The following is a 22,260-nucleotide window of genomic DNA, read 5'->3' as shown; positions in this document are numbered from 1 at the left end:
GTTTCCCCATAAGTTCTTCCTCCGGTTTCTCCTCTCCCTTTTATTTTCTCACTCGAAGGGTGCATGAAAATAACCCTATGACCCTAGTGGTTATGGGGGTTTTTTTAGTTTAAAAGCAGCTTATTGTTCACTTTTATAGACATGGTTGCCTAAACATAAAAAAATACCGTGGGCAGATACCACGGCAATATTTTCATCTTATTTAACACGAATTTCTCTCAGTATATCGGCCGACTTGTTGAATAATTCTTGTTCATTATCATTCAATTTTAACTCAATCACTTCTTTTACACCTTCACGGGTAACGACAGCTGGAACACTCATATAGATATCCTCTTGACCATATTCCCCATTGAGTAAACAAGACACCGGTAATATCGAGTGCTCATTATTCAGAATAGCTTTTGTAATTCTTGTTAAGCACATGCCAATTCCAAAGTTTGTAACCCCTTTGCGGTTAATAATCTCATAAGCAGCATCTCGAACTGACCCAAAGATTTTAGTGAGATTTTCTTTATCTTTCTCGTTGTTTCTTCTTTCAAGTAAGTTGTCAAATGATTCAACTCCAACGGATGCTTGACTAAATACGGGTAGTTCACTGTCACCATGTTCTCCCACAATAACAGCATGTACATTGTGAGGATCCACTTCAAAGTATTCTCCTAAAAGAACTCTGAAGCGAGCTGAATCTAACGTAGTTCCTGAACCGATAACTCGGCTTGCTGGAAGCCCGCTTTCTTTATATGCAACATAACTCAATACATCTACCGGATTAGAAGCAAGCACAATAATCCCATCAAACCCACTCTTTTTAATATTTTGAATAATGGATTGCATAATACGAGTGTTACGTTCTACTAATTGAAGTCTTGTTTCACCTGGCTTCTGATTAGCTCCTGCTGTAATTACAACAATACGAGCATCTTTGCAGTCTGAGTAATCTCCTGCGTATACTCTCATATTTGTACTAGCAAAAGCCATACCATGAACCAAGTCCATTGCTTCACCTTCTGCCTTTTCTTTATTAGCATCAATTAATACAAGTTCTGTAACAAAGCCTTGATTGACTAAGCTATAAGCATAAGCTGTACCAACTGAACCACAACCAACTAAAACAATTTTCCTCATGCTCTCACCATCCTTAATAAATAATCAAGTTTATAATTCCCACAAAAGCAAGGAATATCAAACTTATTTTAATAGTATATTTGAATATTTCACTTTCACGACCTACCAGGCCAACTGCAGCGGCTGCTACCGCTATAGATTGAGGGCTTAACATTTTTGCCATATCCCCTCCAACAATATTACTCGCTACCATACCAGCAGGGCTTAAACCGACTTGCTCTGCTGTAATAACTTGTAGTGGTGCAAAGAGTGATCCGCTATTAACAACTGATCCTGTTAAAAATACACCTATCCATCCTAATACCGGACTAAATAGCGGAAATAAACCACCGGTAGAAGCAAAAGCAAGTCCTAATGTAGAACTCATTCCTGAATAGTTACAAATGTAAGCAAATGCTAGAACTGCACAGATGGTAGCAATTGGAATAACTAGTTCTTTAACCGTTTCTTTTAGAGCCTGCTTTATAATTGAACGTTTAACTTTAAATATAAGGATTGTAAGGAGGGAAGCATAAACAATTGCACTTGTTGTTGATGATAACAAATCAAGAGTAAACACCGCTCCAAACGGTGTAACATCTGATACAACTGGTGGAACTTTATTAATTAAGCCATTGAGGGTTGGAATAGGAAAATTCATAATTAGGCTTTCAAATTTTAACTTAGAAAATACAATTACAAGTAAGGTTAAGAAGATAAATGGGCTCCAAGCTCTAATAAGCGTTCCAACACTTTCCTGTTGTTTTGGCCTTAAATATATATACAGAACAATCAGCGTAATAGAAGCAGATAAAATGTCAACTAACGGTGCTCCAATAGTGTTAAGTGTCGCCCATAGGACTGCTGTAAATGTGACAGCAGCCACTAAAATTGTCTTAAATGTTTCCTTAATACCTCTTATACCATCAACTAAAAACACAAGCAGAAAAGGTAGAACAAACGTAACAAAGGGAATAATATAAGTTGTTCTCATCGCAACATCTAAGGGATCAAGCCCAGTAAGCTGAGCAGGGGTTGTAACTGGAATACCCATAGCACCGAACGAACCACCAGCAATATTAGCAACTAAACAAATACCAGCAGCTTTAACGGGATCAAAACCTAAACCAACTAAAATGATAGCAGTAATGGCAACTGGTGCTCCAAATCCTGCTGCCCCTTCTAAGAAAGCACCAAAACAATAAGCAACAATAATTACTTGAATGCGTTTATCCGGAGACATGGAAGTAATACTCTTTTTAATAATGTCAAATTTACCTGTTTTAACAGTCAATTTATAAAGAAAGATTGCAGCCAGCACAATAGAAGCAACTGGATATAAACCTGCTAGCACCCCATAAATACCCGTCCATACTGTTTTTGAAATAGGCATTCCGTAAAAAACAATCGCTATAAGTCCGGCAATAATTGCACTAATTAAACCAGCAATGTGTCCTTTAATTTTCAAAACAGTTAATAAAATGATGAACAACAAAATAGGTATAGTTGCAACTAAGGCAGATAACCAAATGTTATTAAACGGATCATAAACTTGATTCCACATAAGCAATACCTCTTTTCCATTTATTTACACATATTTTTAGATTCGACAGCTAACCACTCGATACAATTATATTGTCCTAAAAGTGAAGACTTTTATGTTTGAGATAAAAAATATACAGGAAAAGAAAACGATAACTCACGTTAAAATGACTATTTTATACAAGCCAAGCTCTACTTCTAATACAATAGGTGTGCAAGTAATAGTATGTCTTATATTACTCACCGCTCTTTATCTTTCTATATTTTTCGACGTCTCATTCTCTTAGAAAGGATATTACTATAAGGTAGAGACAAGGGATTTTTCTATTTACTCTCAAAAAATTCAATGTTACATTAAACTTGACTGTAAATAAAACTAAAGGAGATTAAGGATGATTCAACGTTTTATTGAGCTTGGACAAGGTTACTCAGATATCTATGAACTATTCGAAATTGCAAAGCACAATACGCATCGCCTACAGCACTTAATCATGCTGCGCACCGTAATTGACAATCAGCCAAAAGCATCGTTCATTGTTGCACTGAATCCAACAACTGAAGGAAATTTCCAACCCCTTTACGTATGTCGAGAAGGAATTAGCCTATCAGAAACGAAAGCAAGTAAACGCGTCGAGCTGTTTGAACAATTAGCTAATTCCTTAGATAAAAGCATAATCGTATTAGATGTTAAACCTTCCACAATGTTTTCAGAAACAGAGCTTTATTACCAACATTTAATTGGCATTTTGCGTATGAACAGGTATATTTTACCTTTACAATAGACATACATAAAAAAAGGAATGTTTCAAAGAAACATTCCTTTTAATTATATGCCAATCTTGTAGTCGTACTCTTTTGCTTTATCAGGCTTTGAATTTTCAAATTCAGTTTTTAATTCTGGTCGATAAGAAAGCAATACTTTTTTCACAAAAGGCAACGATTGAATACGCTCCATTGTCTTTTCAATTCCGTCCCGATTGCAATACAACACAACGTATTTTAGTTCTCTTGAAACATACTGTACATTTCCATACTTACGAAGTGCTTTGGCTTGCTTTACAGAGTGTACATATGCAATAAGTCCTTGACGATTAACAAACATAATAGCTTCCCCTTTTACATAGGTTAAAATAGTTTTATATGAAACTGAAGTAGGTGAGTTATGTATGACGTTAGATGACATTTGGTCTTCCTTTTTTTCTCATTTTACTAGGAATAAATTAATTGAACAAGTAGAAAAAAAAGAAATTACGCATGTTCCGTTCCTTTACATTACCTCAAGCAAAGGTGATTTACATCAAATTGAAGAGTGGATTCGTATAGCATCTGAGGCCGCTACCACAAATGCAAAAGTAACGTGGCAAACGGAGTTTGTTCGCCACGCCACTTCAACGTATGTCTACCGCCACCGCTTCTTTGTCCCTCAAAGAAAATCATTCTGTTGTGGAAACGTGTGCGGTACAGATTGTACGAGACTGCGATTGTAAGGCTTAGGCACTACAACCGCAGCTTCCACCTGCTCCGCACCCTCCGCCACAGCTGCTTCCTGTATCGAAAAATGGATTGCCAGTTGGAACTTTTATATGTTCTGACACAGATTGTCCAATGATAACACTAATCTCATCCAAAAGCTTTTGTAGCTCATTTTCTGCTTTTTTAAACGCAGCAATCGTATGCTGTAAGTCTACAGAACGCTTAATATCACGCATTTGCTTTGTAATGGATTTATAATCGGGATGATATTTACCAAACCGCTGGACATCTTCGTATTGCTCTTTCATTTTACCGAATTCAGCAATTAATTCCTGTGCTTCTGTGTCTTTATTTAATCTATTTAAACATTCACGATAATGTTCAGCTACATCTGAATGCAAGACCATATTTGCTAGTGCATCAGACTCATCAAGTAGCTCAATAGTTCTCATTGTTGTGAGCATCGTAAATATACACCTCCTACTTTATCTTATCATGTTTCACTTTCAAAAGAAAAAGAACATGCAACATTTTATTACATGTTCTTTTCATTTATACAATTTTAATTGTAAAAGATTCTTTTAAATTGTAACTTTCATGCTCATTTTTCATTAGTTCAATCGTAACTTGATGAGAACCTTTAGGTAATTCTTTAATAACAAAAGCTGCTTGTGTAATAGGATTAATTGCTTTACCGTCGACTTTTACTTCAAGAAAACCATTGCCATCATTAAATGAAAATCCGTTAATGATACATTCAACATATACATTAGCTCCCCTTACATGCTGATGTACTACCAATTGTTTCTCTGTACCAATCGTTTCCATAGCAGCTTGGCCTGAAAAGCTTACTATTTCTTTATTTGTTTCCGGCTTTGGCTTATCATTCTGGCATCCTACAAGTGAAAAGATACAAGCTACTAAGCATAATATAACACGCATCCAGATCATCCTTTGCATATGTTTTATGCTTAGCTTTTGCACTGACATTCTTTTTTACTCAAAAAAAAGCTTCGTAAACACGAAGCTCTCTAACACATTATTGATTCCTCATCGATTGAAACATGTGAAACATCATGTTTGCCATCTGAATTGAGTTTGAAAATTTTTCAACTTTATGAGGAATTGTCTGCTTATAATAGGTTTTGGACTCTAAGTCAAACTTCTCTAATTCATCTGGGTTTCTCGTCAAGCGTCGATACCACATCGGCTGCTCCCGAATGAACTCATTCAACTTTGGCTTAGAACGAATGTACTCATATACATCTTCCCTCATAATTAGCTAATCCTTCCGAAAACCAAATGGATTTCTTGGACCAGTCGGCGTGCTGCGCGTTAATGATTTTGGTGATTGAAACTGCTGCAACACCTGCTGGATATTGGTAATAGCTGAGTTAATGTTTGTAATATGGTTTTGCATTTGATCTAAATCCATATTTTTAAAGGATGATACAATTGTGGACATAATATCTTTTTTGTTCTCTGCTTCCTCTGCCGTTTCTAATTCTGCTTTCTCACCTTCAGAGCGATAAGTATCCCATATGGAATCTTCAGCTCCAAATAAGTACCAGTCTTCATATAGTTCTTTCCACGTTTTTCTCTGCGCCCGAACTTCTTCCACTAGCTTCGGGTGCGCTTTAACAAAGTTTTTAAATTCTACAACAGATGGATGAACTTCTCGTTTTGTCTCATTCACAGTCACTCACCTCATACATAATAGCCTACTATAGTGTAGAGTATGAGGGGTTGTTTGGTTCGCCTATTTTTTAAATTTTTTTCATAATTATGCTGTTTTTTTGAAACGGTAAAACCGCTAGTATGTATGCTAACAGAATTGAAAAGATGCTCAGCCAAAACGTAAAGTAACCAATTTGAGGGATATAATCATTTAACATGCTATACCTTGGCATCATAAAGAACACATAGTCGATGATGTCATTATGTAAAGTCCAAACAGCCGCAATTGCTAAATGCCAAAGCTTGATTCGGTAAAACGGTGAATATAATAAACCTTGAACAGCCATGGCACCATGTGATCCCATAAGCATAAGCATGATGGCATCCATTTGCCCCGTTGTCAAATAGACAAGAATATTCATTACAACTGCCCAAATTCCATATTTAAACAGCGTAATCATTGCTAGAGCTTCAAAGAGTGGAAGCTGCTTTTTAAATAAAAAGCCAATTAAAACGATAACAAAAAACAAGCTTGCCGTCGGACTATCTGGAACAAATAAAAGAAAATGAGCAGGAGTTTGTGATAACTGATTCCCATACCAAATATAACCATAGATTGTTCCCAAGATGTTGATGATTAGTAAAAGTGTCAAAAAGCGTTTATCCTTTAACGTATACCAAAACCAACTCAACGTGAACACCTCTCTTCCGTTTCATATGAATTGCGACAATTTCTTCATCATTATAAAGTTATTTTTCACAAAAAAAAATACCTATTCATAGCAAAGCTATAAATAGGTATCTTTTTATTCCTCTTTCCCTATGTTTGCTATAAACTCAGAAAGCGTTTTTAATTCTTCATCTGAGCCTTTAAAAATACCGGCTGGCATACTACCTTGACCATTCTTAGCAATATCTGCGATTTCTTCAGCAGATAAATCTAATCCTGTCAGTGCCGGAGCTGCAGGTCCTCCCTGAAGATTTTCACCATGACAGGTTAAGCACGTCTGCTCTTGCATAATTTTGTAGCCGTCTGCTTCCGTATCAATTGCTACTTCTTCACGGATTTCTCCCTGTGCTTCTTTTGCTTCCCAGTCAACACTTACAACTGACTCCCATGTTAAATAAAACACGGCAGCTACTCCTAATAGCATAAAGCCAGTTGCCAACGGGCGCTTCGTTGGCCTTCTTTCCGGACCACGGTCAAGAAACGGCGCAAGCATAAGCGCACCAAAAGCGATACCTGGAATAATAAAGGCTCCAATGGCGTTATATGGACCTGAAGCATACGTATACTTTAAGAGCTGGTATAAAAATAAGAAATACCAGTCTGGTAATGGCAGATATCCTGTATCAGTCGGATCTGCAATCCGCTCCAATGGAGAAGGATGCGCGATAGTTAAACAAAGATAACCAATTAAAAAGACAGCACCTACCATCCATTCCTTTAATAAAAAGTTTGGCCAAAATGCTTCCGTTTTACCTGGAAATTCCGAATAGTCTTTTGGAATATTCGGTTTTCTTTCAGCAGGTACACGTGAGTCACCGACGAATTTCATCCCTTTACCACGATGCATGCCGATTCTCCCTCCCTTTCTTCACATATTTCTCACATATAAATTAAATGTTTTAACTTATAGTGGACCAGAAATACCTTGTTTACGAATCATTAAGAAGTGAGCACCCATTAATCCCAGCAAAGCACCAGGTAAGAAGAAGACGTGAATCGCAAAGAATCGAGTAAGCGTCTGGGCACCAACAATATCTGGATGTCCTGATAACAGCGTTTTTATTTGTTGGCCAATAATTGGCGTGGACTCAGCTATTTGTAACCCTACTTTTGTAGCAAATAGCGCTTTCATATCCCATGGCAATAAATAGCCTGTAAACCCTAAACCTAACATAACGAAAAAGATTAGAACTCCTACAATCCAGTTTAGTTCTCTTGGCTTTTTGTATGCTCCTTGGAAGAAAACGCGAAGTGTATGTAGAAACATCATGACAATAACAAGGCTAGCTCCCCAATGGTGCATACCACGAACAATTTGACCGAATGCAACTTCATTTTGTAAATAATAAACAGATTCCCATGCATTTTTAATATCCGGTACATAGTACATCGTTAAAAACATACCAGATAAAATTTGAATAACGGTTACAAAAAACGTCAGACCACCAAAGCAATAAACAAACGCTGAAAAATGGTGAGCTGGATTGACGTGTTCAGGTACTTCATGATCGGCAATATCACGCCATAATGGGGTAATATCAAGCCGCTCGTCTACCCAATCATAGATCTTATTTAGCATGCTCTATGCCCCTCCCCGTGGTTTAGCTTTCCCAAGATACAATGTACCATCTTTTACTTTTTGTACGTATCCATCTAGCGGCCCCATCGGTGGAGTGCCGGCTACATTCTTTCCGTCTTTGTAATATCTTCCGTTATGACATGGACAGTAAAATTGGTCTGGATGCGCTTTATCACCAGCCCAGTTAACCGTACAGCCTAAGTGCTTACAAATTGGTGATAAAGCTACAATTTCTCCATCTTTGTCTTTGTAAACCCAAGCTGAACGCGGTTCTTCTGACTCATGCCAACCGTCAACTTGATTTACTTTAAAGTCAACCCGCTTCGGTTCAGCTGTGATGTCACCCACTTGTGCGACAGCCACTAAATCCTGATCTACCCCTTTTTTTAATACTGGATCAACCGCAAACCTTACCATTGGCATGAGCATACCGGCAGCCATAAATCCTCCTACACCAGTAAGAGTGTAATTTAAGAACTGTCGTCTTGATACCCGATGGTCTTTCTCACTCATGATATTCCCCCCTCTATTAAAAGCTCAGCCCCTTAAACATAGTGTGGAAACATGATGATTTATTCTATTAAACTAGGACATTTTCATGATATATCAATATGCATGGAAGGTCAATATAAGCAACCCCTAAAACATGGAAATAACCCGTATTTTTCTAAATTTTTTGGTTATTTTTTGTTTACGCTTCCATTCTTATCTTATTAAGGTTTAGCTTTTCCACTTTTCCAGGAAATCTGGAATGATTTGTTCAATTTGATCTGCAACCACCCTTTGCTTATGGGATTCTTCCATATGTTCTAAAGGAAGCGTTGGAATCCATATTAGCTTTGATGCCAACTCTTGATCATAAGGAATCCAGTCCCGGTCATTTGTTAAGAAGAAAATATGCTTTATCTCACTAGCACACGCTTGATTCTTCCAATCTATCAAGCTCTTGAGAGCATGTTGATTTCCTGGTTGTTTTAGGTATGTAAAACTTGGTGCTACTAGAACTCGTCCTTTAAATTGTCGTTCTAATTCTGACGTAATAATTGCTGTATACTCGTTCATTGCTGCAGTTGTTTTCATTGCTGATCCAAAGTCAATTGGAATTAGCGGAATAATAATTGAATCAACATATTCTTTAGATTGTAGGTATAATTCAATATCTTTTACATGCCATTTCATTCACATTTCACCCCATTGTTGCTGTACATTACTTTTTAGATATGGCAAAAAGAGATTGACTGTACTGCTAGTGTAGCCAATCTCTTTTTACATCATTTTAATTGATAATGCTTATTTAAATATGTCGTGAGACGCTCAAATTCTTCTCTGTTATTTTCATCTAGTGCTTTATCGATTAACTCCATGATTTTTGAACGTTGGAAGCGCTGAATGGACTGTTCCAACACTTGCTCTGCAAGGAGGCGATCTTTTTCATTTGTTTGAACTGTTTTAGGCATATATGGGTTTTCTTCTAGCACCGCAACATATTGCGTTGATGAATATAATGAACGAAAATTAAGCTGAATATAAATATCTTCATCTCGATTTAATCGAATATCATGAAATGATTTTTCTGCATCTGTTGTCATGATGTTTTCTTTATAAAAGCGAAACGGTGGGTCTTCTACACAATGTGTTGACATGACCATTCCTCGAGGGCAAAACTGCGCTTGCTCTACGAAGTGAACGCGCTGCATCAGTTGATCATGACTCATTAAATAGTTTAAAATCCATACACACTCTCGGCGTTTTAATTGATAATTTGTTAAAAACCAGCGAACAAATTCTTTCTTTTCGTTGACAGTAACAGGGGTCGTCATAGTCTCACTTCCCTCCTCTGTGTTTAATCACAGGTCTTAAACACCTTTTACAGATTAATATTCCACATGACAATTAGAAAATCCTTTGAACTATTATTTATTCTTCTAGTTGAAATAATATGTCTTGAATTTCAACTGATGATGGATCTAAGACTAGTAATTTTTCAAACATTGCTTTGGCTTTTTCTCTATTTCCTTCTTCCAGTAGGAAATAGCCGTATTCTTCAAGAAACGCATATTCATCTAAAAAGACGCGAGATGCTGCTTCATAATGCTCTGCTGCTTTTTCATATTCTTCTATTTCCTGATAGGCTTTTGCCAGATCCCAGTCAAAGTTTGGGTCATGCTCATTGTATTCATTAGCATGGGTAATTAACTCGATAACTTCTTCGTATTTCTCCTGGCTCATATACAGTTTAGATAATGTCAAAATTGCTTCAACATATCCTGGGTCCAACGCAACGGCTTGTTTAAAAGCTGCTTCTGCCTCTTCTTCTATACCGCGTTTTAACGCAATTTTCCCTTTAAAGAAATAGAGTTCTTTTTGGAATTCATCTTGAGATATTCCTTCATTAACTGCAGCTGCAGCTTCTTCAAGTAGCTCTTCGTGCTCGTAGGATTTTGCTAAATATAAATACAAAGAATGGTATTGAGGATCTAACTCTTTTAACTCCACAAATTTTTCAATAGCTGTTTGATAGTGACCAGCTTGATAAGCTGAAAATGCGTACTCAAATAACGTGTTAATTTCTAGCTTATCTTCTAACGCATCATGAAAATAAGGAAGAGCCTCTTCAAATTTCCCTACTCCGCTTAAACTTTCTGCCAGACGTTGCCTTAAGTCAATTCCATTTAGTTCTTTATCTGTTTTTAGCACCTCTTCAAAATAAGGAATAGATTGCTGATACATACCTTGACTGCTGTAGAATTCACCTAGTGCAAAATCAATTACCTTTTCAGTTGGCAACAAACGTTTGGCTTCAAGCAGCTTTTGTTGACTTACTTCTGTTAAACCTTGCATTTGGTATAAATCAGCCATTAAGATCAAAGCTGCTACGTAATTTGAGTCAGTCGTTGCTACTTGACTTAAGATATGGATAGCTTCTTCTTCTTCCTCTAAGTCAATTAAAATTTCTGCTTTTAATAGATGAAGCTCACCTTCTGATGGATACTCTTTAATTAGCTCGTCTATTAAAGGTAGTGCTTCATTTACAAGTCCCCATTCATGAAGCTGTTCGACCATTAAAAACTTTTCCTCGTCAGTTGCCTCATGCTTCAGCTCATTGATAAGCGCTAGTCCTTTTTCAACTTCATTTTCCTCTACATATCGTATAGCACGATCTAATTTCGTCATTCTATGATCTCCTTTATCACTTCGTCTATATGTTTTTATCACTTAGTATGATTAATTGTATTGACTAATAGGTATAAACAAATTTGTTGGTAGTCCCTATAATAAATGAGATTACTGTTTTGTTCAACAAAACGGATTGAATAATAAGAGAGGTGATAAAGTATATCACCTCTCTTGTAACTACATTATGAAATAAACGTCTGATAACCTCGGCCTTCTAAGCATACTTTTGCTTTTTTACGATCTTCATCGGTTTGAAAACTAAGTCTTAAAACACCATAGATATCAACGCGCGTTTCTAGAATACGAATGTTTGTAATGCTAATTTCTTCTTCTGCTAAGTACCCTGTTACTTCTGAAATGATACCAGGATAGTCAGGGACGTCTACATATAGATCATAAAAAGACGGTATAGCTCCTTTTGAACGCACGGGAAGCTGATCACGAAATTCTTTTGCCTGAGAAAAATAAGCATAGATATTCTCAGCATTTCTCTTCTCAATCATACTACGCACATTTTGCATCTCATCTAGCCAATAATCGAACATTTGAAGTAACGCATCTTGATTATGAAGTAAAATATCTCTCCACATCGCTGGACTGCTCGATGCAATGCGAGTAATATCACGAAACCCACCCGCTGCTAGCTTAGAAACAAGCGGGTTCCCTTGTTGATAATGTTCTGCTTGATGCACAAGGCTAGCCGCAATGATATGAGGGAAATGGCTGATAACACCTGCAAGTTTATCATGTTCTTTTGGTGATAAAACAATGATATTAGCTTTTGTACCTGCGAGTAGCTTTTTAAGTTTATCAACAGCCTCACTTTCCGTATGAGGAGAAGGAGTTAACACATACATTGCATTTTCAAATAAATGGGCTTTAGACGCTGCGACGCCACTTTTATGAGATCCAGCCATCGGATGACCGCCAATAAAATGAATACCTTTTGAAATCAAGCATTCGGCTGTTTGAACGATTTGTTCTTTTGTACTTCCAACATCAGTAACAATAACCTCTTTTTTCAAAGGAATATTTTCTAATTCTTGCACAACTTGAACGGCTTGCGTAACAGGCACAGCAATAACAATGAAATCCGCTTCTTTAGCTCCCGCTTCAATTGAATTACTTATTTCATCAATAACTGTTAACGACTTTGCTAACTTTACCTGTTCTTCATTAATATCGTAACCAATAACATGCATTGATTCATATGTACTCTTTATATTTAACGCTAACGAACCACCAATTAGGCCCATCCCAATTACAAAAACTGTTCCTGTCACCTTTGTCACCTCATATTTCACATATGAAATGAGAGTGTGATCTCACACTCTCATCTCTACATTATTATGCAAATGATTTATGTTTACTCACATACTCTTGAAGAAGTTGAATTATCTGTTCATTTTGCTCTTTCGTCCCAATTGTGATACGTGCAGATGTAGGAAAACCTAATGCATTACCAGAACGAACAATATATCCTCTTTCCAATAAAAACTGGAATACTTCATCGCCTGGTTGACCAAAATCAATTAGTACGAAGTTTGTATAAGAAGCGTAGTAATTTAAACCGTTCTTTTCGCAAAATGCATAGTATTGCTGTAAACCTTCTTCGTTTTTACGCTTGCACTCATTAATAAATTCTTGATCTTTCAAAGCTTCAACTGCTGCTTTTTGAGCCATGCGACTTGTATTAAACGGTTCACGAGCAGGTTCTATCCTTTGTAATAATGCTTCATTTGCAATACCGTACCCAATTCGAAGTGAAGCCAATCCGTAAGCTTTTGAAAACGTGCGTAGCACAATTAAATTCTCATACTCATCCAGTAAATCTACCGTTTGTGGAAAGTCCTCTTCTTGTGCTGCATATTCATAGTATGCTTCATCCATAACAATTAGCGTATGCTTTGGAACTTGCTTAATAAATTCCATCAGGTCTTGTTGCTTTACATAGGTACCGGTTGGGTTATTAGGACTACATACCCACACAACAGTCGTTTGCTCATCAATTGCGCCTAACATTGCTGAAAGGTCATGGTCACCGTTTCGCAGTGGAACCTCACGAATTTCAGCTCCTTCAATTACCGCATTGTGGCGGTATTGAGGGAATGTCGGCGTTGCCATCACCGTATTTGTTTCTGGTGATAGTAAAGCACGGCAAATAATTTGAATAACTTCATCTGAACCGTTCCCAAAAATAAGCTGTTCATCTTTGACATGTAAATATTCAGCAAGTGCTGTTCTTAATTCTGCACTATAGCCGTCTGGATAAAGTGCCATATGATTAAGCTCTTCGTAAATAGCTTCCTTCACACGATTTGAACAGCCGTACGGATTCTCATTAGATGCTAGCTTCACAACAGTTTCTAAGTTATATTCTTTTTTAACTTCCTCAATAGGCTTGCCTGGCTTATATGGAGATAATGTTAATAATTGCTCTTTTACTTTCAACTTGTTACACCTCGCATTTTTGTATCGGTGAAACGATGGACGCTATATACGCTTGAAAATTCGCTATTCCTTCTGATCTTGTCTCCTCATTTAAAAGTACAGATTGAAGTTCCGCAATTTTGTGAACAATTGCACTACCAATTACAATACCATCCGTGTATTCTTTCAATATTTCAACTTGTTGGCTTGTTGAAATCCCAAATCCAACAGCAACTGGTATAGACGTCGCTGCTTTAACTTCTTGTAAAAATAAATCTAAGTCTTCAGGAAGTGTTTCTCGAACTCCAGTCACGCCAAGAGATGATACGCAGTATAAAAAACCTGTTGCATCTTTGGAGATTTTTTCAATACGCTCTTTAGATGTTGGAGCAACCATTGAAATATAAGCTACTTCGTTTCGCTCAGCAAGGGAACGAATCTCTGCACTTTCTTCATAAGGTAAATCAGGAATTAGTACACCATCAATTTCATTTTCTCGCACTAAAGCGAAAAAGGATTCTAAACCTAATTGTAACACAGGATTAAAATAGGTAAAGAGAATAATCGGAATTCCCACCCCTTTTTTTCTCATTTTTGGCACAAGTTTAATTGCTTTTAATATAGACATTCCCTGCGCAAGTGCACGGTTAGAAGCAGCTTGGATAATTGGTCCATCCGCTAAAGGATCGGAATAAGGAACGCCTAGCTCCAGTACAGAAGCTCCTTCTTTTTGCAAAGCTAAAGCTAACTCTACAGTGATATCTTCATGCGGATCTCCAGCTGTAATAAATGGAATAAATAGCGTATCATGCTTTGGTAATCTCTGTTTAAATGTGCTCATATTCGTTCTCCTTCCCTTCTAACAAATTAACAAGCGTGTGAACGTCTTTATCTCCTCGACCTGATAAACAAATCAAAATGCTTTCATCTTTTGTTTTGGTTTTCGCTATCTCAAACGCTTTAGCAAGGGCGTGTGCTGATTCAATTGCCGGAATAATCCCTTCTGTTTTTGAAAGTAGCTGAAGCGCTTCAATCGACTCGTCATCCGTTACACTTTCATATCTTACTCTCCCTATTGAAGATAAGTGAGAGTGTTCTGGTCCAATTCCAGGATAGTCAAGGCCTGCCGAAATCGAATAAGGCTCTGTAATTTGACCATTTTCATCTTGCAGTAAATACGTTAATGTCCCGTGAATAACGCCTTTAGTTCCTTTTTCCATTTTGGCAGCGTGAAGCTGGGTATGAACACCTTTTCCTCCAGCTTCTACTCCTACAAGCTCTACCCCTTCATCCTTAATAAAGTCATAGAACATACCGATTGCATTGCTACCACCACCAACGCAAGCAATTACCGTATCAGGAAGCTTTCTTTCCACTTGCAGAAACTGCTGTTTCGCTTCCTCTCCAATAATCTTTTGAAAATCGCGAACCATTTTTGGATATGGATGAGGACCAATAGCAGATCCAATTAAATAAAAATGATCTTCACAGTGTTGAACCCAGTAACGAATTGCTTCATTCGTTGCATCCTTTAAGGTTTTTGTACCTGAAGTAGCTGGGATAACTTCTGCTCCTAATAGTTTCATGCGAAATACGTTTAACGCTTGACGTTCAATGTCTTCTTCTCCCATAAACACTTTACATTCCATTCCAAACTTAGCTGCCACCGTGGCTGTAGCTACACCGTGCTGACCAGCGCCTGTTTCAGCGATAATCTTCTTTTTCCCCATGCGCTTTGCTAGCAAAATTTGACCAATCGCATTGTTGATTTTATGAGCTCCCGTATGATTCAAGTCTTCACGTTTTAAGTAAACCTTCGCTCCACCGAGTGTATTTGTTAAATTATCTGCATAAGTTAGCGCTGTAGGTCTTCCTGAATAATTTTTAAGAAGAAATAAATACTCCTCTTTAAAAGCTGGGTCCTGCATAGCTTCGTCTAGTGCTCTTTCTACTTCTTCCAATGGTTTCATTAACGTTTCTGGTACATATTTCCCGCCGAATTCTCCAAATCTACCAAATTCATCTGGATGATTGTATGTCATGTAAAATCTTCCTTTCAATACGCTTTATTTTTTGTTGATCTTTTTTACCTTCACTTTCAATTCCACTGGACAAATCGATACCATCTGGCTGATAGTACATTAAACTATCAATATTAGAGTCTGTGATTCCACCTGCAATAAAGCATTTCTTTTTATAAGAACGAGCCGTATTTATATAGGTTGGTATAAAACTCCAGTCAAACGCAACCCCTGTTCCACCAAATTGTTCTTTCACTTTACTATCAATTACGTAGCCGTCAACAACGCTTTTATAACGCTCCATTGCTTGTAAAGTTTCTGGACCATGAGGTAAAGCTTTCCAAACTTCATAGCCAACATTTTTATAAAAAATAAGTTCTTCAGGTGATTCATTCCCGTGACATTGAATTACCTGTAAGTCTGCTGTCACCGCTGTTTCCAATACATGACTAGGAGCTTCATTCACAAACACGCCCACTTTTTTTATCTTAAAGTTTGATTGTTTCATAGCCTGAACTGTTTCTGGCGTAACGTACCGCTTACTTTTCGAATAAAAGATGAAGCCTACGTAATCAGCAAGTCCAGCCTCTGCTAATTGAAAATCTTCAATTGTTTGGATACCGCAGTATTTAATGTGCATGATTTGTTTCTCCAAATAGATTTTTAATTGCTGCTTGCTGATCATCTTGTTTCATTAATGATTCTCCAACTAGAACTGCTTTTGCACCAGCTTCTTTTACATAAGTAAGATCTTTATATTCATAAATTCCGCTTTCACTAACGAATAAGCTATCTTTAGGAACAATTGAAGAAATGTCCTTCGTTTGTGTAATTGATGTCTTAAATGTACGTAAATTGCGATTGTTGACACCAATAATGCGAGGCGTGAATACGCGTAAAATTTGTTCTAACGTCTCAGCTTCATGAACCTCTACTAAACAATCAAGTCCCAATTCTCCGGCTTGTTCATATAACTCTTTTAAATGTACAGGGTCAAGGACTTCTCCGATTAATAAAATAGCATCTGCACCGATGCGAGCACTCTCCTCAACTTGAAGCTCATCGATTATAAAGTCTTTTCTCAAAACGGGAAGGTTTACGCTTTGCTTTATTTCAGTCAAATACGTGTGATGGCCCATAAAGTACTGCTCATCTGTTAAAACTGAAAGTGCATCTGCTCTTCCTTCTTCATACGCTTTAGCAATTGTAACAGGGTTAAAATTTCGTTGAATCAATCCTTTTGAAGGTGATGCTTTTTTCACTTCGGCAATCAGCGAAAGCATACGATTTGGATTTGCAAGAGCTTTTAAGAATGATACTTTCTTTACCTGAACGGGATCTGGTAACACCAGGTTTGCCACTTCTTGTTTTTTTGTTTCAATAATTTTGTTAAGCATGATTAACCACCTCTTCAGATTTTAAAAGCTGGAGCTGTTTGAATGCCTGACCGCTTTCAATGATTCGCATCGCTTCAACGACTCCTTGCTGGATTGTTTGAACAGCGCCGCTTACATATATTGCAGCCGCTGCGTTCACAGCAACCGCTGACTGTGCAGTTTTATTTTCACTGTTTTTAAAGATTGATTGAATAAGAGCTGCGCTTTCTTCTGCACCATTTACTATAAGGTCTTTCATAGTTCCTCTTTGGATACCTAGTGATTCAGGTGACAGTGTATATTCTATTATGCGTCCATCTTTCACTTCTACCACGTCTGTTTCAGTGGTTACGCTTATTTCGTCTAAACCATCTCGACCACAAACAAGCAGCACGTGTTTTGCTCTAAGCTGCACTAAAGCTTGCGCAAGCTTTCTTGCTAAATCTATTGAATACACTCCAATTACCTGTTTGCTGCAATTAGTAGGGTTAGCTAAAGGACCAAGGGCATTGAAAACTGTACGAAATCCTAATTCTCGGCGGGTTTGAGCAACATGTTTCATAGCAGGATGATAAAGAGGCGCGAATAGAAATGACATGTTAACACGTTCAAGCGCTTCCTCAACTTCAGTCTTCTCGCCTTGAATATCTACTCCTAATCTCTCTAGTACATCTGCACTTCCACTCTTTGATGAAACAGCACGATTGCCATGCTTTGCTACCTTTACACCAGCTGCTGATGCCACAATAGCACTGGCTGTAGAAATATTAAACGTTGACGCACCGTCTCCTCCCGTGCCACATGTATCAATGACGTTTTCATACTTGATAGAGATTGTGTTCATGTTATTTCTCATCCCTTTTACAAAGCCAACGATTTCCTCAACCGTTTCGCCTCGATAGGTTAACAAAGTAAGGATACTTGCAATTTGTGTAGGTGGAACTTGCCCATTCATAATGTCATTCATAAGCTCTTGTGCTTCTGCAGCTAATAATGTTTCACCGTTTAAGCATTTTGATAGCAGTTCTTTAAACATACACATTCTCCTTTTTGTCGTAGATGTCTTGAGCGATTTGAATCGTTTTAATTAAAGCACTTGCTTTGTTACGAGTTTCTTTCCATTCTAGTTCTGGCTTAGAGTCTGCTACAATGCCAGCACCCGCCTGTACATAAGCTACTTTATCTTTTAAGACAATTGTTCGAATGGCAATACACGAATCAATATTTCCATCAAATCCCATGTATGCAACGGTTCCTGCATAAACATTGCGCGCAACAGGTTCTATTTCATTTAAAATTTGCATGGCTCTCACCTTCGGTGCACCTGATACTGTCCCCGCTGGAAAAGCCGCTAACAAAGCATCAATTGGATGAACGCTTGGACGAATGGTTCCTGTTACTTTAGAAATTAAGTGCATGACGTGTGAAAATTTAACTAATTCCATTAATACAGGTGTTTGTACGCTACCGTATTTAGCTACTCTTCCAATATCATTACGCGCTAAGTCGACTAACATATAGTGTTCAGCACGTTCTTTTTCGTCTTGAATTAAATCTTTGTACATATGCTGATCTTCTTGTTCGTTCCGTCCTCTGCGTCTTGTGCCAGCAATAGGGTGAATTTCTAATTCACCGTTTTCGATTCCAATAAGTTTTTCTGGAGAGCTTCCGATTAATTCCACACCGTCTACTTTGACATAAAATAAATAAGGAGATGGATTAACTAGTCGCAATACTCTGTAAATATCAAATCCAGAAGCTTTAGTCGGAACTTGAAAGCGTTGGGATAATACCGCCTGAAAAACGTCCCCGCTTTTGATATACTCTTTAATTTTATTAACGTCGTTCATAAACTTCTCTTTTTCATATGAAGAAGTTACGCCTTTAAACGTTACGTCTTTTTGTTCTGAATTAAACACTAGCGGTAACTTATTTATTAAAGGATTTACTATCTTGTTAACATACGAATTGATATCTTCAACCGCAAGCTGATATTTCTTGTTTTTTTCTACATCTGTATCTCCTTCGTTAAGCTGAACATAGCGGAGAAAAACTAACTCTTTTGATTGATGATTGTATGCTAACAGTGTTTCGCAATACATAAAATGAAATGTTGGCATTTGTAAATCATTTTCTTTATTGACCGGTACCTTTTCAATTTGTGAAACCGCATCATAACTAATAAAACCAACTGCACCACCTTTAAAGGGAAGCGACAGGTTGGGAAGCTTTACTTTAAACTTCTCATTCACTGTTTGAACAGCGTTCTTGAAGCTAGAAGCTGAAAACTGTCGTTGGAGATGACGGTCTTTAATGATATACTCACCGTTTTCTTCGGCAACATATAAAAAAGGATTTAATCCAATAAATGAATAGTTGGACCAAGGTGATGTATCATCGTTACTTTCAAGTAAGTAAACTGCTTCGTCCTGTACCCGCTGAAACAAATCAACCGGGGTTAGACTGTCAACATATAACGTCTTTGTAATAGGAATTGTTAAAAAGTGTGAAGAGTCTTCCAAAAAGGAAGCATACGTGTTTGTCATGTGATTCATTCCTCCATTTCAAATGGAGAATGAGAAATAGTGAGGTGTTTTTAGAAGTTATTATAAATAAACCCAAAGGCACATCAAAAAAGCATGCCTTTGGGTAAACGAATGTCATATTTTAACTAAACTCAGCTCTTCTCAACTATCTCATTCTCGTCTACCCTAAACTCAACTAAACTACTTATTACTAGCTCTAAACTATCTACATTGTATTACGCTTATCTAAAAATTGTCAACCATGAGACTGTTTTAATTGGAATTCTCTAGCTGCTGACTTAACAGTGTGAGAATAAGGTCATTTTCCACCTTTTGAACATAAGGTTGACCAACTTCTTCAAGTAAGACCATATATACGTCGCTTTGTTTAGATTTTTTATCAGCCTGCATTTTCTTTAACAAACGCTCTTTTTCTAGATGTGAAGGAATAGACGTTTGATAACCAAACTGTTTAAACCATGAGGCAATTTCAGATACCGGAAATTTCGTTTTCCCTAAAGCATTGCTCACATCCATAGCGAAAAGCATTCCGATTGCTACCGCTTCTCCATGGCTAATTTTTCCATACCCACATTCTGATTCAATGGCATGGCCTAATGTATGTCCGAAGTTTAAATGTGCTCGAACACCCGCTTCCATTTCGTCTTCTTTTACTATCGCTGCTTTGACAGAGATTCCTTTTTTAAGCGCGTAGATTAAAGCATCTTCTCGTAAGTCACTTAACGTTTTAATCGTTGTTTTTAGCCATTGATAGAACTCCACGTCATGAATTAACGCATGTTTAATAACTTCAGCGAAACCAGAAAGCCATTCTTTTTCAGGTAGCGTATTTAATAAGTCAATATCATAAAAAACAGCTTCTGGTTGAAAGAACGCACCAATCATATTTTTGCCTAGCTCATGATTAATTGCTACCTTTCCACCAACTGCACTATCATGGGCAAGAAGGGTTGTTGGAACTTGAATAAATGATATACCACGCATATAAGTTGCTGCAACAAAGCCAGCTAAATCTCCAATTACGCCTCCTCCAAATGCAATGATAAGAGCATTACGATCCAGCTGCTTTTCTAAAGCAAACGTTTGACACGCATAGTAATGGTCAAAAGATTTTGCTTGTTCACCGCTAGGAAGTACGTATTTATAAACCGTTGAATAAGCAGCTAACGCTTCTATCATTTTATCTCCATAGCGTTCGTTTACCGCTTCATCTGTTAATACTAGAATTTGTGATGTGTTTGGCTTTACATCTTTGATCACTGATGGAAGTTCAGATAGAATATTTTCACCTAAATAAAGAGGGTATGTTTTAGACTTGGTTTCGATTTGAATTTGTTCCATTAAAATCCCCTCGCATATTCACGCATTTGATTGATGTTTTCAGATATTGTTTTAATTTGATCTTGACCAAACTGTTCCATAATGGCATCTGCTAATTCCCAAGCAACGACAGCTTCTGCTACGACGCTAGCCGCAGGAACCGCACAGCTATCTGAGCGTTCAATGCTCGCTTCAAACGGTTCTTTCGTTTCAATATCAACACTCTTCAATGGCTTATAAAGCGTCGGGATAGGCTTCATAACACCTCTAACAACAATTGGCATTCCAGTCGTCATTCCACCTTCAAAGCCACCTAAACGGTTTGTTCTTCTTGTATATCCACTTTGTTCATCCCACAAAATTTCATCATGAACTTCGCTACCGGGCTTTCGGGCAGCTTCAAAGCCAAGACCAAATTCAACCCCTTTAAACGCATTGATACTCATTACAGCCGCAGCAATTTTAGCATCTAATTTCCGATCGTAGTGTACATAGCTACCAACACCAGCTGGCATACCTTCCACGATGACTTCAACAATTCCACCGATTGAATCTCCAGCTTTTTTTGCATCGTCGATTGCTTGCATCATATCTTTTTCAACAGCTGTATCAAAACACCTAACCGGTGACTGCTCTGTAACTTCCTTTAGTTGTTCAAGGGTTTCATAAGCTGGAGGATTAGCTTTAATTCCACCGATTTCACGAACATGTCCTGCCACCTTAATTCCAAACTGAGCTAAAATTTGCTTTGCCACTGCACCAGCCGCGACGCGAACTGTTGTTTCACGTGCTGAGGAACGCTCTAATACGTTTCTCATATCCCGATGCCCATATTTAATTGCTCCATTTAAATCTGCATGTCCAGGTCGTGGGCGTGAAATTTTTCGCTTCACGTCTTCGGCTTCTTCTTCGGAAATTGGCTCAATACCCATAATCTTCGTCCAATGCTTCCAATCGTTATTTTCAACAACAAGCGCAATAGGAGACCCTAGCGTATAGCCATGGCGAACACCACTCAAAATTTGCACTTGATCCTTCTCAATTTGCATACGGCGTCCTCGTCCATGCCCTTTTTGCCTACGCGCAAGCTCTGTATTTACGTCTTCTGCAGTTAAAGGTAGTCCTGCTGGAACACCTTCTAGAATTGTCGTCAATTGTGGACCATGCGACTCTCCTGCGGTTAAGTATCTCATCTTTCTACCTCCACGATTATGTATTTTTCAGGAAATCGTCTGAATTTTTATTTTTAAATATGACTATACCACACTCTATGTTACTTCAC

26 protein-coding genes are annotated in these 22,260 nt (G+C 37.7%); 2 read left to right on the top strand and 24 right to left on the bottom strand.

The features are described from left to right. Window positions 1-198 precede the first annotated feature (198 nt). Both V2145_RS03265 and V2145_RS03260 read right to left on the bottom strand, forming a co-directional pair. The gene (locus tag V2145_RS03265) at window positions 199-1,146 is read right to left on the bottom strand and encodes an L-lactate dehydrogenase (RefSeq protein ID WP_094910627.1); all 948 of its coding nucleotides are present in this window, start codon (window positions 1,144-1,146) and stop codon (window positions 199-201) included. Beyond that, entirely contained in the window at window positions 1,142-2,677 is a 1,536-nt protein-coding gene (locus V2145_RS03260; RefSeq protein WP_144593877.1) for an L-lactate permease, read from the bottom strand. The genes V2145_RS03265 and V2145_RS03260 overlap by 5 nt, the downstream gene beginning before the upstream one ends. Window positions 2,678-3,041: 364 nt before the next feature. Here V2145_RS03260 and V2145_RS03255 point away from each other — a divergent pair, with 364 nt between their 5' ends. Then, window positions 3,042-3,431 carry a DUF7147 family protein gene (locus V2145_RS03255; protein ID WP_094910629.1) on the top strand — a complete coding sequence of 130 codons (390 nt, stop codon included), beginning with the start codon at window positions 3,042-3,044 and terminating at the stop codon, window positions 3,429-3,431. A 44-nt stretch (window positions 3,432-3,475) separates the two neighbouring features. Here V2145_RS03255 and V2145_RS03250 read toward each other — a convergent pair whose 3' ends face one another. Then, window positions 3,476-3,751, bottom strand: a complete 276-nt coding sequence (locus V2145_RS03250) for a YlbG family protein (protein WP_330987310.1) — start codon at window positions 3,749-3,751, stop codon at window positions 3,476-3,478. A 64-nt stretch (window positions 3,752-3,815) separates the two neighbouring features. On the opposite strand from V2145_RS03250, the gene V2145_RS03245 reads away from it, so the two are divergent. Beyond that, a complete protein-coding gene (locus V2145_RS03245; protein ID WP_076512210.1) occupies window positions 3,816-4,136 on the top strand; it encodes a hypothetical protein in 321 nt (106 codons plus the stop codon). Window positions 4,137-4,139: 3 nt separating this feature from the next. Here the strand turns inward: V2145_RS03245 and V2145_RS03240 are convergent, their stop codons facing one another. The 21 genes from V2145_RS03240 to aroC all read right to left on the bottom strand — a co-directional run bounded on the left by V2145_RS03240 (window position 4,140) and on the right by aroC (window position 22,171). Further along, entirely contained in the window at window positions 4,140-4,586 is a 447-nt protein-coding gene (locus V2145_RS03240) for a YlbF family regulator (RefSeq protein ID WP_094910630.1), read from the bottom strand. A gap of 88 nt (window positions 4,587-4,674) precedes the next feature. After that, a complete protein-coding gene (locus V2145_RS03235; protein WP_094910631.1) occupies window positions 4,675-5,064 on the bottom strand; it encodes a hypothetical protein in 390 nt (129 codons plus the stop codon). A 97-nt stretch (window positions 5,065-5,161) separates the two neighbouring features. Then, entirely contained in the window at window positions 5,162-5,398 is a 237-nt protein-coding gene (locus V2145_RS03230; protein WP_025908810.1) for a YlbE-like family protein, read from the bottom strand. Window positions 5,399-5,404: 6 nt separating this feature from the next. After that, window positions 5,405-5,818, bottom strand: coding sequence for a YlbD family protein (locus V2145_RS03225; protein WP_131888231.1), 414 nt, complete (start codon window positions 5,816-5,818; stop codon window positions 5,405-5,407). A gap of 70 nt (window positions 5,819-5,888) precedes the next feature. Further along, the gene (locus V2145_RS03220; protein ID WP_094910633.1) at window positions 5,889-6,491 is read right to left on the bottom strand and encodes a DUF1405 domain-containing protein; all 603 of its coding nucleotides are present in this window, start codon (window positions 6,489-6,491) and stop codon (window positions 5,889-5,891) included. 114 nt (window positions 6,492-6,605) lie between these two features. Beyond that, a complete protein-coding gene (locus V2145_RS03215) occupies window positions 6,606-7,376 on the bottom strand; it encodes a menaquinol-cytochrome c reductase cytochrome b/c subunit (protein ID WP_131888232.1) in 771 nt (256 codons plus the stop codon). A gap of 57 nt (window positions 7,377-7,433) precedes the next feature. Then, window positions 7,434-8,108, bottom strand: a complete 675-nt coding sequence (qcrB, locus tag V2145_RS03210; protein WP_025908806.1) for a menaquinol-cytochrome c reductase cytochrome b subunit — start codon at window positions 8,106-8,108, stop codon at window positions 7,434-7,436. Window positions 8,109-8,111: 3 nt separating this feature from the next. Continuing rightward, the gene (locus V2145_RS03205) at window positions 8,112-8,621 is read right to left on the bottom strand and encodes a ubiquinol-cytochrome c reductase iron-sulfur subunit (RefSeq protein ID WP_330987309.1); all 510 of its coding nucleotides are present in this window, start codon (window positions 8,619-8,621) and stop codon (window positions 8,112-8,114) included. 207 nt (window positions 8,622-8,828) lie between these two features. Continuing rightward, window positions 8,829-9,287 carry a YpiF family protein gene (locus tag V2145_RS03200; RefSeq protein ID WP_094910636.1) on the bottom strand — a complete coding sequence of 153 codons (459 nt, stop codon included), beginning with the start codon at window positions 9,285-9,287 and terminating at the stop codon, window positions 8,829-8,831. A 92-nt stretch (window positions 9,288-9,379) separates the two neighbouring features. Continuing rightward, complete coding sequence (locus V2145_RS03195) at window positions 9,380-9,928, bottom strand: ReoY family proteolytic degradation factor (RefSeq protein WP_094910637.1); 549 nt, start codon at window positions 9,926-9,928, stop codon at window positions 9,380-9,382. 97 nt (window positions 9,929-10,025) lie between these two features. Beyond that, on the bottom strand, window positions 10,026-11,282 hold the full coding sequence (locus V2145_RS03190; RefSeq protein ID WP_094910638.1) for a tetratricopeptide repeat protein: 1,257 nt from the start codon (window positions 11,280-11,282) through the stop codon (window positions 10,026-10,028). A 185-nt stretch (window positions 11,283-11,467) separates the two neighbouring features. Continuing rightward, window positions 11,468-12,568, bottom strand: a complete 1,101-nt coding sequence (locus V2145_RS03185) for a prephenate dehydrogenase (RefSeq protein WP_094910639.1) — start codon at window positions 12,566-12,568, stop codon at window positions 11,468-11,470. 64 nt (window positions 12,569-12,632) lie between these two features. Further along, a complete protein-coding gene (hisC, locus tag V2145_RS03180; RefSeq protein WP_094910640.1) occupies window positions 12,633-13,736 on the bottom strand; it encodes a histidinol-phosphate transaminase in 1,104 nt (367 codons plus the stop codon). A 4-nt stretch (window positions 13,737-13,740) separates the two neighbouring features. Continuing rightward, the gene (gene trpA, locus V2145_RS03175; RefSeq protein ID WP_131888233.1) at window positions 13,741-14,556 is read right to left on the bottom strand and encodes a tryptophan synthase subunit alpha; all 816 of its coding nucleotides are present in this window, start codon (window positions 14,554-14,556) and stop codon (window positions 13,741-13,743) included. Then, the gene (trpB, locus tag V2145_RS03170; protein ID WP_094910642.1) at window positions 14,543-15,757 is read right to left on the bottom strand and encodes a tryptophan synthase subunit beta; all 1,215 of its coding nucleotides are present in this window, start codon (window positions 15,755-15,757) and stop codon (window positions 14,543-14,545) included. Before trpB ends, trpA begins: the two co-directional genes overlap by 14 nt. Continuing rightward, a complete protein-coding gene (locus V2145_RS03165; protein WP_311856815.1) occupies window positions 15,735-16,376 on the bottom strand; it encodes a phosphoribosylanthranilate isomerase in 642 nt (213 codons plus the stop codon). The genes trpB and V2145_RS03165 overlap by 23 nt, the downstream gene beginning before the upstream one ends. Further along, on the bottom strand, window positions 16,366-17,133 hold the full coding sequence (trpC, locus tag V2145_RS03160; protein ID WP_094910644.1) for an indole-3-glycerol phosphate synthase TrpC: 768 nt from the start codon (window positions 17,131-17,133) through the stop codon (window positions 16,366-16,368). Before trpC ends, V2145_RS03165 begins: the two co-directional genes overlap by 11 nt. Further along, window positions 17,126-18,148, bottom strand: a complete 1,023-nt coding sequence (gene trpD / locus V2145_RS03155; protein WP_311856811.1) for an anthranilate phosphoribosyltransferase — start codon at window positions 18,146-18,148, stop codon at window positions 17,126-17,128. Before trpD ends, trpC begins: the two co-directional genes overlap by 8 nt. After that, entirely contained in the window at window positions 18,141-19,658 is a 1,518-nt protein-coding gene (trpE, locus tag V2145_RS03150; RefSeq protein ID WP_311856810.1) for an anthranilate synthase component I, read from the bottom strand. The genes trpD and trpE overlap by 8 nt, the downstream gene beginning before the upstream one ends. 252 nt (window positions 19,659-19,910) lie before the next feature. Next, window positions 19,911-20,999, bottom strand: coding sequence for a 3-dehydroquinate synthase (gene aroB / locus V2145_RS03145; RefSeq protein WP_330987308.1), 1,089 nt, complete (start codon window positions 20,997-20,999; stop codon window positions 19,911-19,913). Then, window positions 20,999-22,171, bottom strand: coding sequence for a chorismate synthase (gene aroC, locus V2145_RS03140; protein ID WP_311856807.1), 1,173 nt, complete (start codon window positions 22,169-22,171; stop codon window positions 20,999-21,001). Before aroC ends, aroB begins: the two co-directional genes overlap by 1 nt. Window positions 22,172-22,260 lie beyond the last annotated feature (89 nt).

This window comes from Priestia sp. GS2 (genome assembly GCF_036409025.1).
Classification (GTDB): domain Bacteria; phylum Bacillota; class Bacilli; order Bacillales; family Bacillaceae_H; genus Priestia; species Priestia aryabhattai_A.
This window is presented reverse-complemented; position numbering and strand designations above follow the sequence as displayed.

Excerpts from the sequence above, each read along its gene's own strand:
- V2145_RS03240 (WP_094910630.1), bottom strand. The coding sequence starts at position 4,586 with ATGCTCACAACAATGAGAACTATTGAGCTACTTGATGAGTCTGATGCA.
- trpE (WP_311856810.1), bottom strand. The coding sequence starts at position 19,658 with ATGACAAACACGTATGCTTCCTTTTTGGAAGACTCTTCACACTTTTTA.
- V2145_RS03190 (WP_094910638.1), bottom strand. The coding sequence starts at position 11,282 with ATGACGAAATTAGATCGTGCTATACGATATGTAGAGGAAAATGAAGTT.
- V2145_RS03230 (WP_025908810.1), bottom strand. The coding sequence starts at position 5,398 with ATGAGGGAAGATGTATATGAGTACATTCGTTCTAAGCCAAAGTTGAAT.
- V2145_RS03200 (WP_094910636.1), bottom strand. The coding sequence starts at position 9,287 with ATGAAATGGCATGTAAAAGATATTGAATTATACCTACAATCTAAAGAA.
- V2145_RS03245 (WP_076512210.1), top strand. The coding sequence starts at position 3,816 with ATGACGTTAGATGACATTTGGTCTTCCTTTTTTTCTCATTTTACTAGG.
- trpC (WP_094910644.1), bottom strand. The coding sequence starts at position 17,133 with ATGCTTAACAAAATTATTGAAACAAAAAAACAAGAAGTGGCAAACCTG.
- trpB (WP_094910642.1), bottom strand. The coding sequence starts at position 15,757 with ATGACATACAATCATCCAGATGAATTTGGTAGATTTGGAGAATTCGGC.
- qcrB (WP_025908806.1), bottom strand. The coding sequence starts at position 8,108 with ATGCTAAATAAGATCTATGATTGGGTAGACGAGCGGCTTGATATTACC.
- trpD (WP_311856811.1), bottom strand. The coding sequence starts at position 18,148 with ATGTTTAAAGAACTGCTATCAAAATGCTTAAACGGTGAAACATTATTA.
- V2145_RS03255 (WP_094910629.1), top strand. The coding sequence starts at position 3,042 with ATGATTCAACGTTTTATTGAGCTTGGACAAGGTTACTCAGATATCTAT.
- V2145_RS03250 (WP_330987310.1), bottom strand. The coding sequence starts at position 3,751 with ATGTTTGTTAATCGTCAAGGACTTATTGCATATGTACACTCTGTAAAG.
- aroB (WP_330987308.1), bottom strand. The coding sequence starts at position 20,999 with ATGGAACAAATTCAAATCGAAACCAAGTCTAAAACATACCCTCTTTAT.
- aroC (WP_311856807.1), bottom strand. The coding sequence starts at position 22,171 with ATGAGATACTTAACCGCAGGAGAGTCGCATGGTCCACAATTGACGACA.
- V2145_RS03235 (WP_094910631.1), bottom strand. The coding sequence starts at position 5,064 with ATGCGTGTTATATTATGCTTAGTAGCTTGTATCTTTTCACTTGTAGGA.
- V2145_RS03205 (WP_330987309.1), bottom strand. The coding sequence starts at position 8,621 with ATGAGTGAGAAAGACCATCGGGTATCAAGACGACAGTTCTTAAATTAC.
- V2145_RS03195 (WP_094910637.1), bottom strand. The coding sequence starts at position 9,928 with ATGACGACCCCTGTTACTGTCAACGAAAAGAAAGAATTTGTTCGCTGG.
- trpA (WP_131888233.1), bottom strand. The coding sequence starts at position 14,556 with ATGAGCACATTTAAACAGAGATTACCAAAGCATGATACGCTATTTATT.
- V2145_RS03165 (WP_311856815.1), bottom strand. The coding sequence starts at position 16,376 with ATGCACATTAAATACTGCGGTATCCAAACAATTGAAGATTTTCAATTA.
- V2145_RS03215 (WP_131888232.1), bottom strand. The coding sequence starts at position 7,376 with ATGCATCGTGGTAAAGGGATGAAATTCGTCGGTGACTCACGTGTACCT.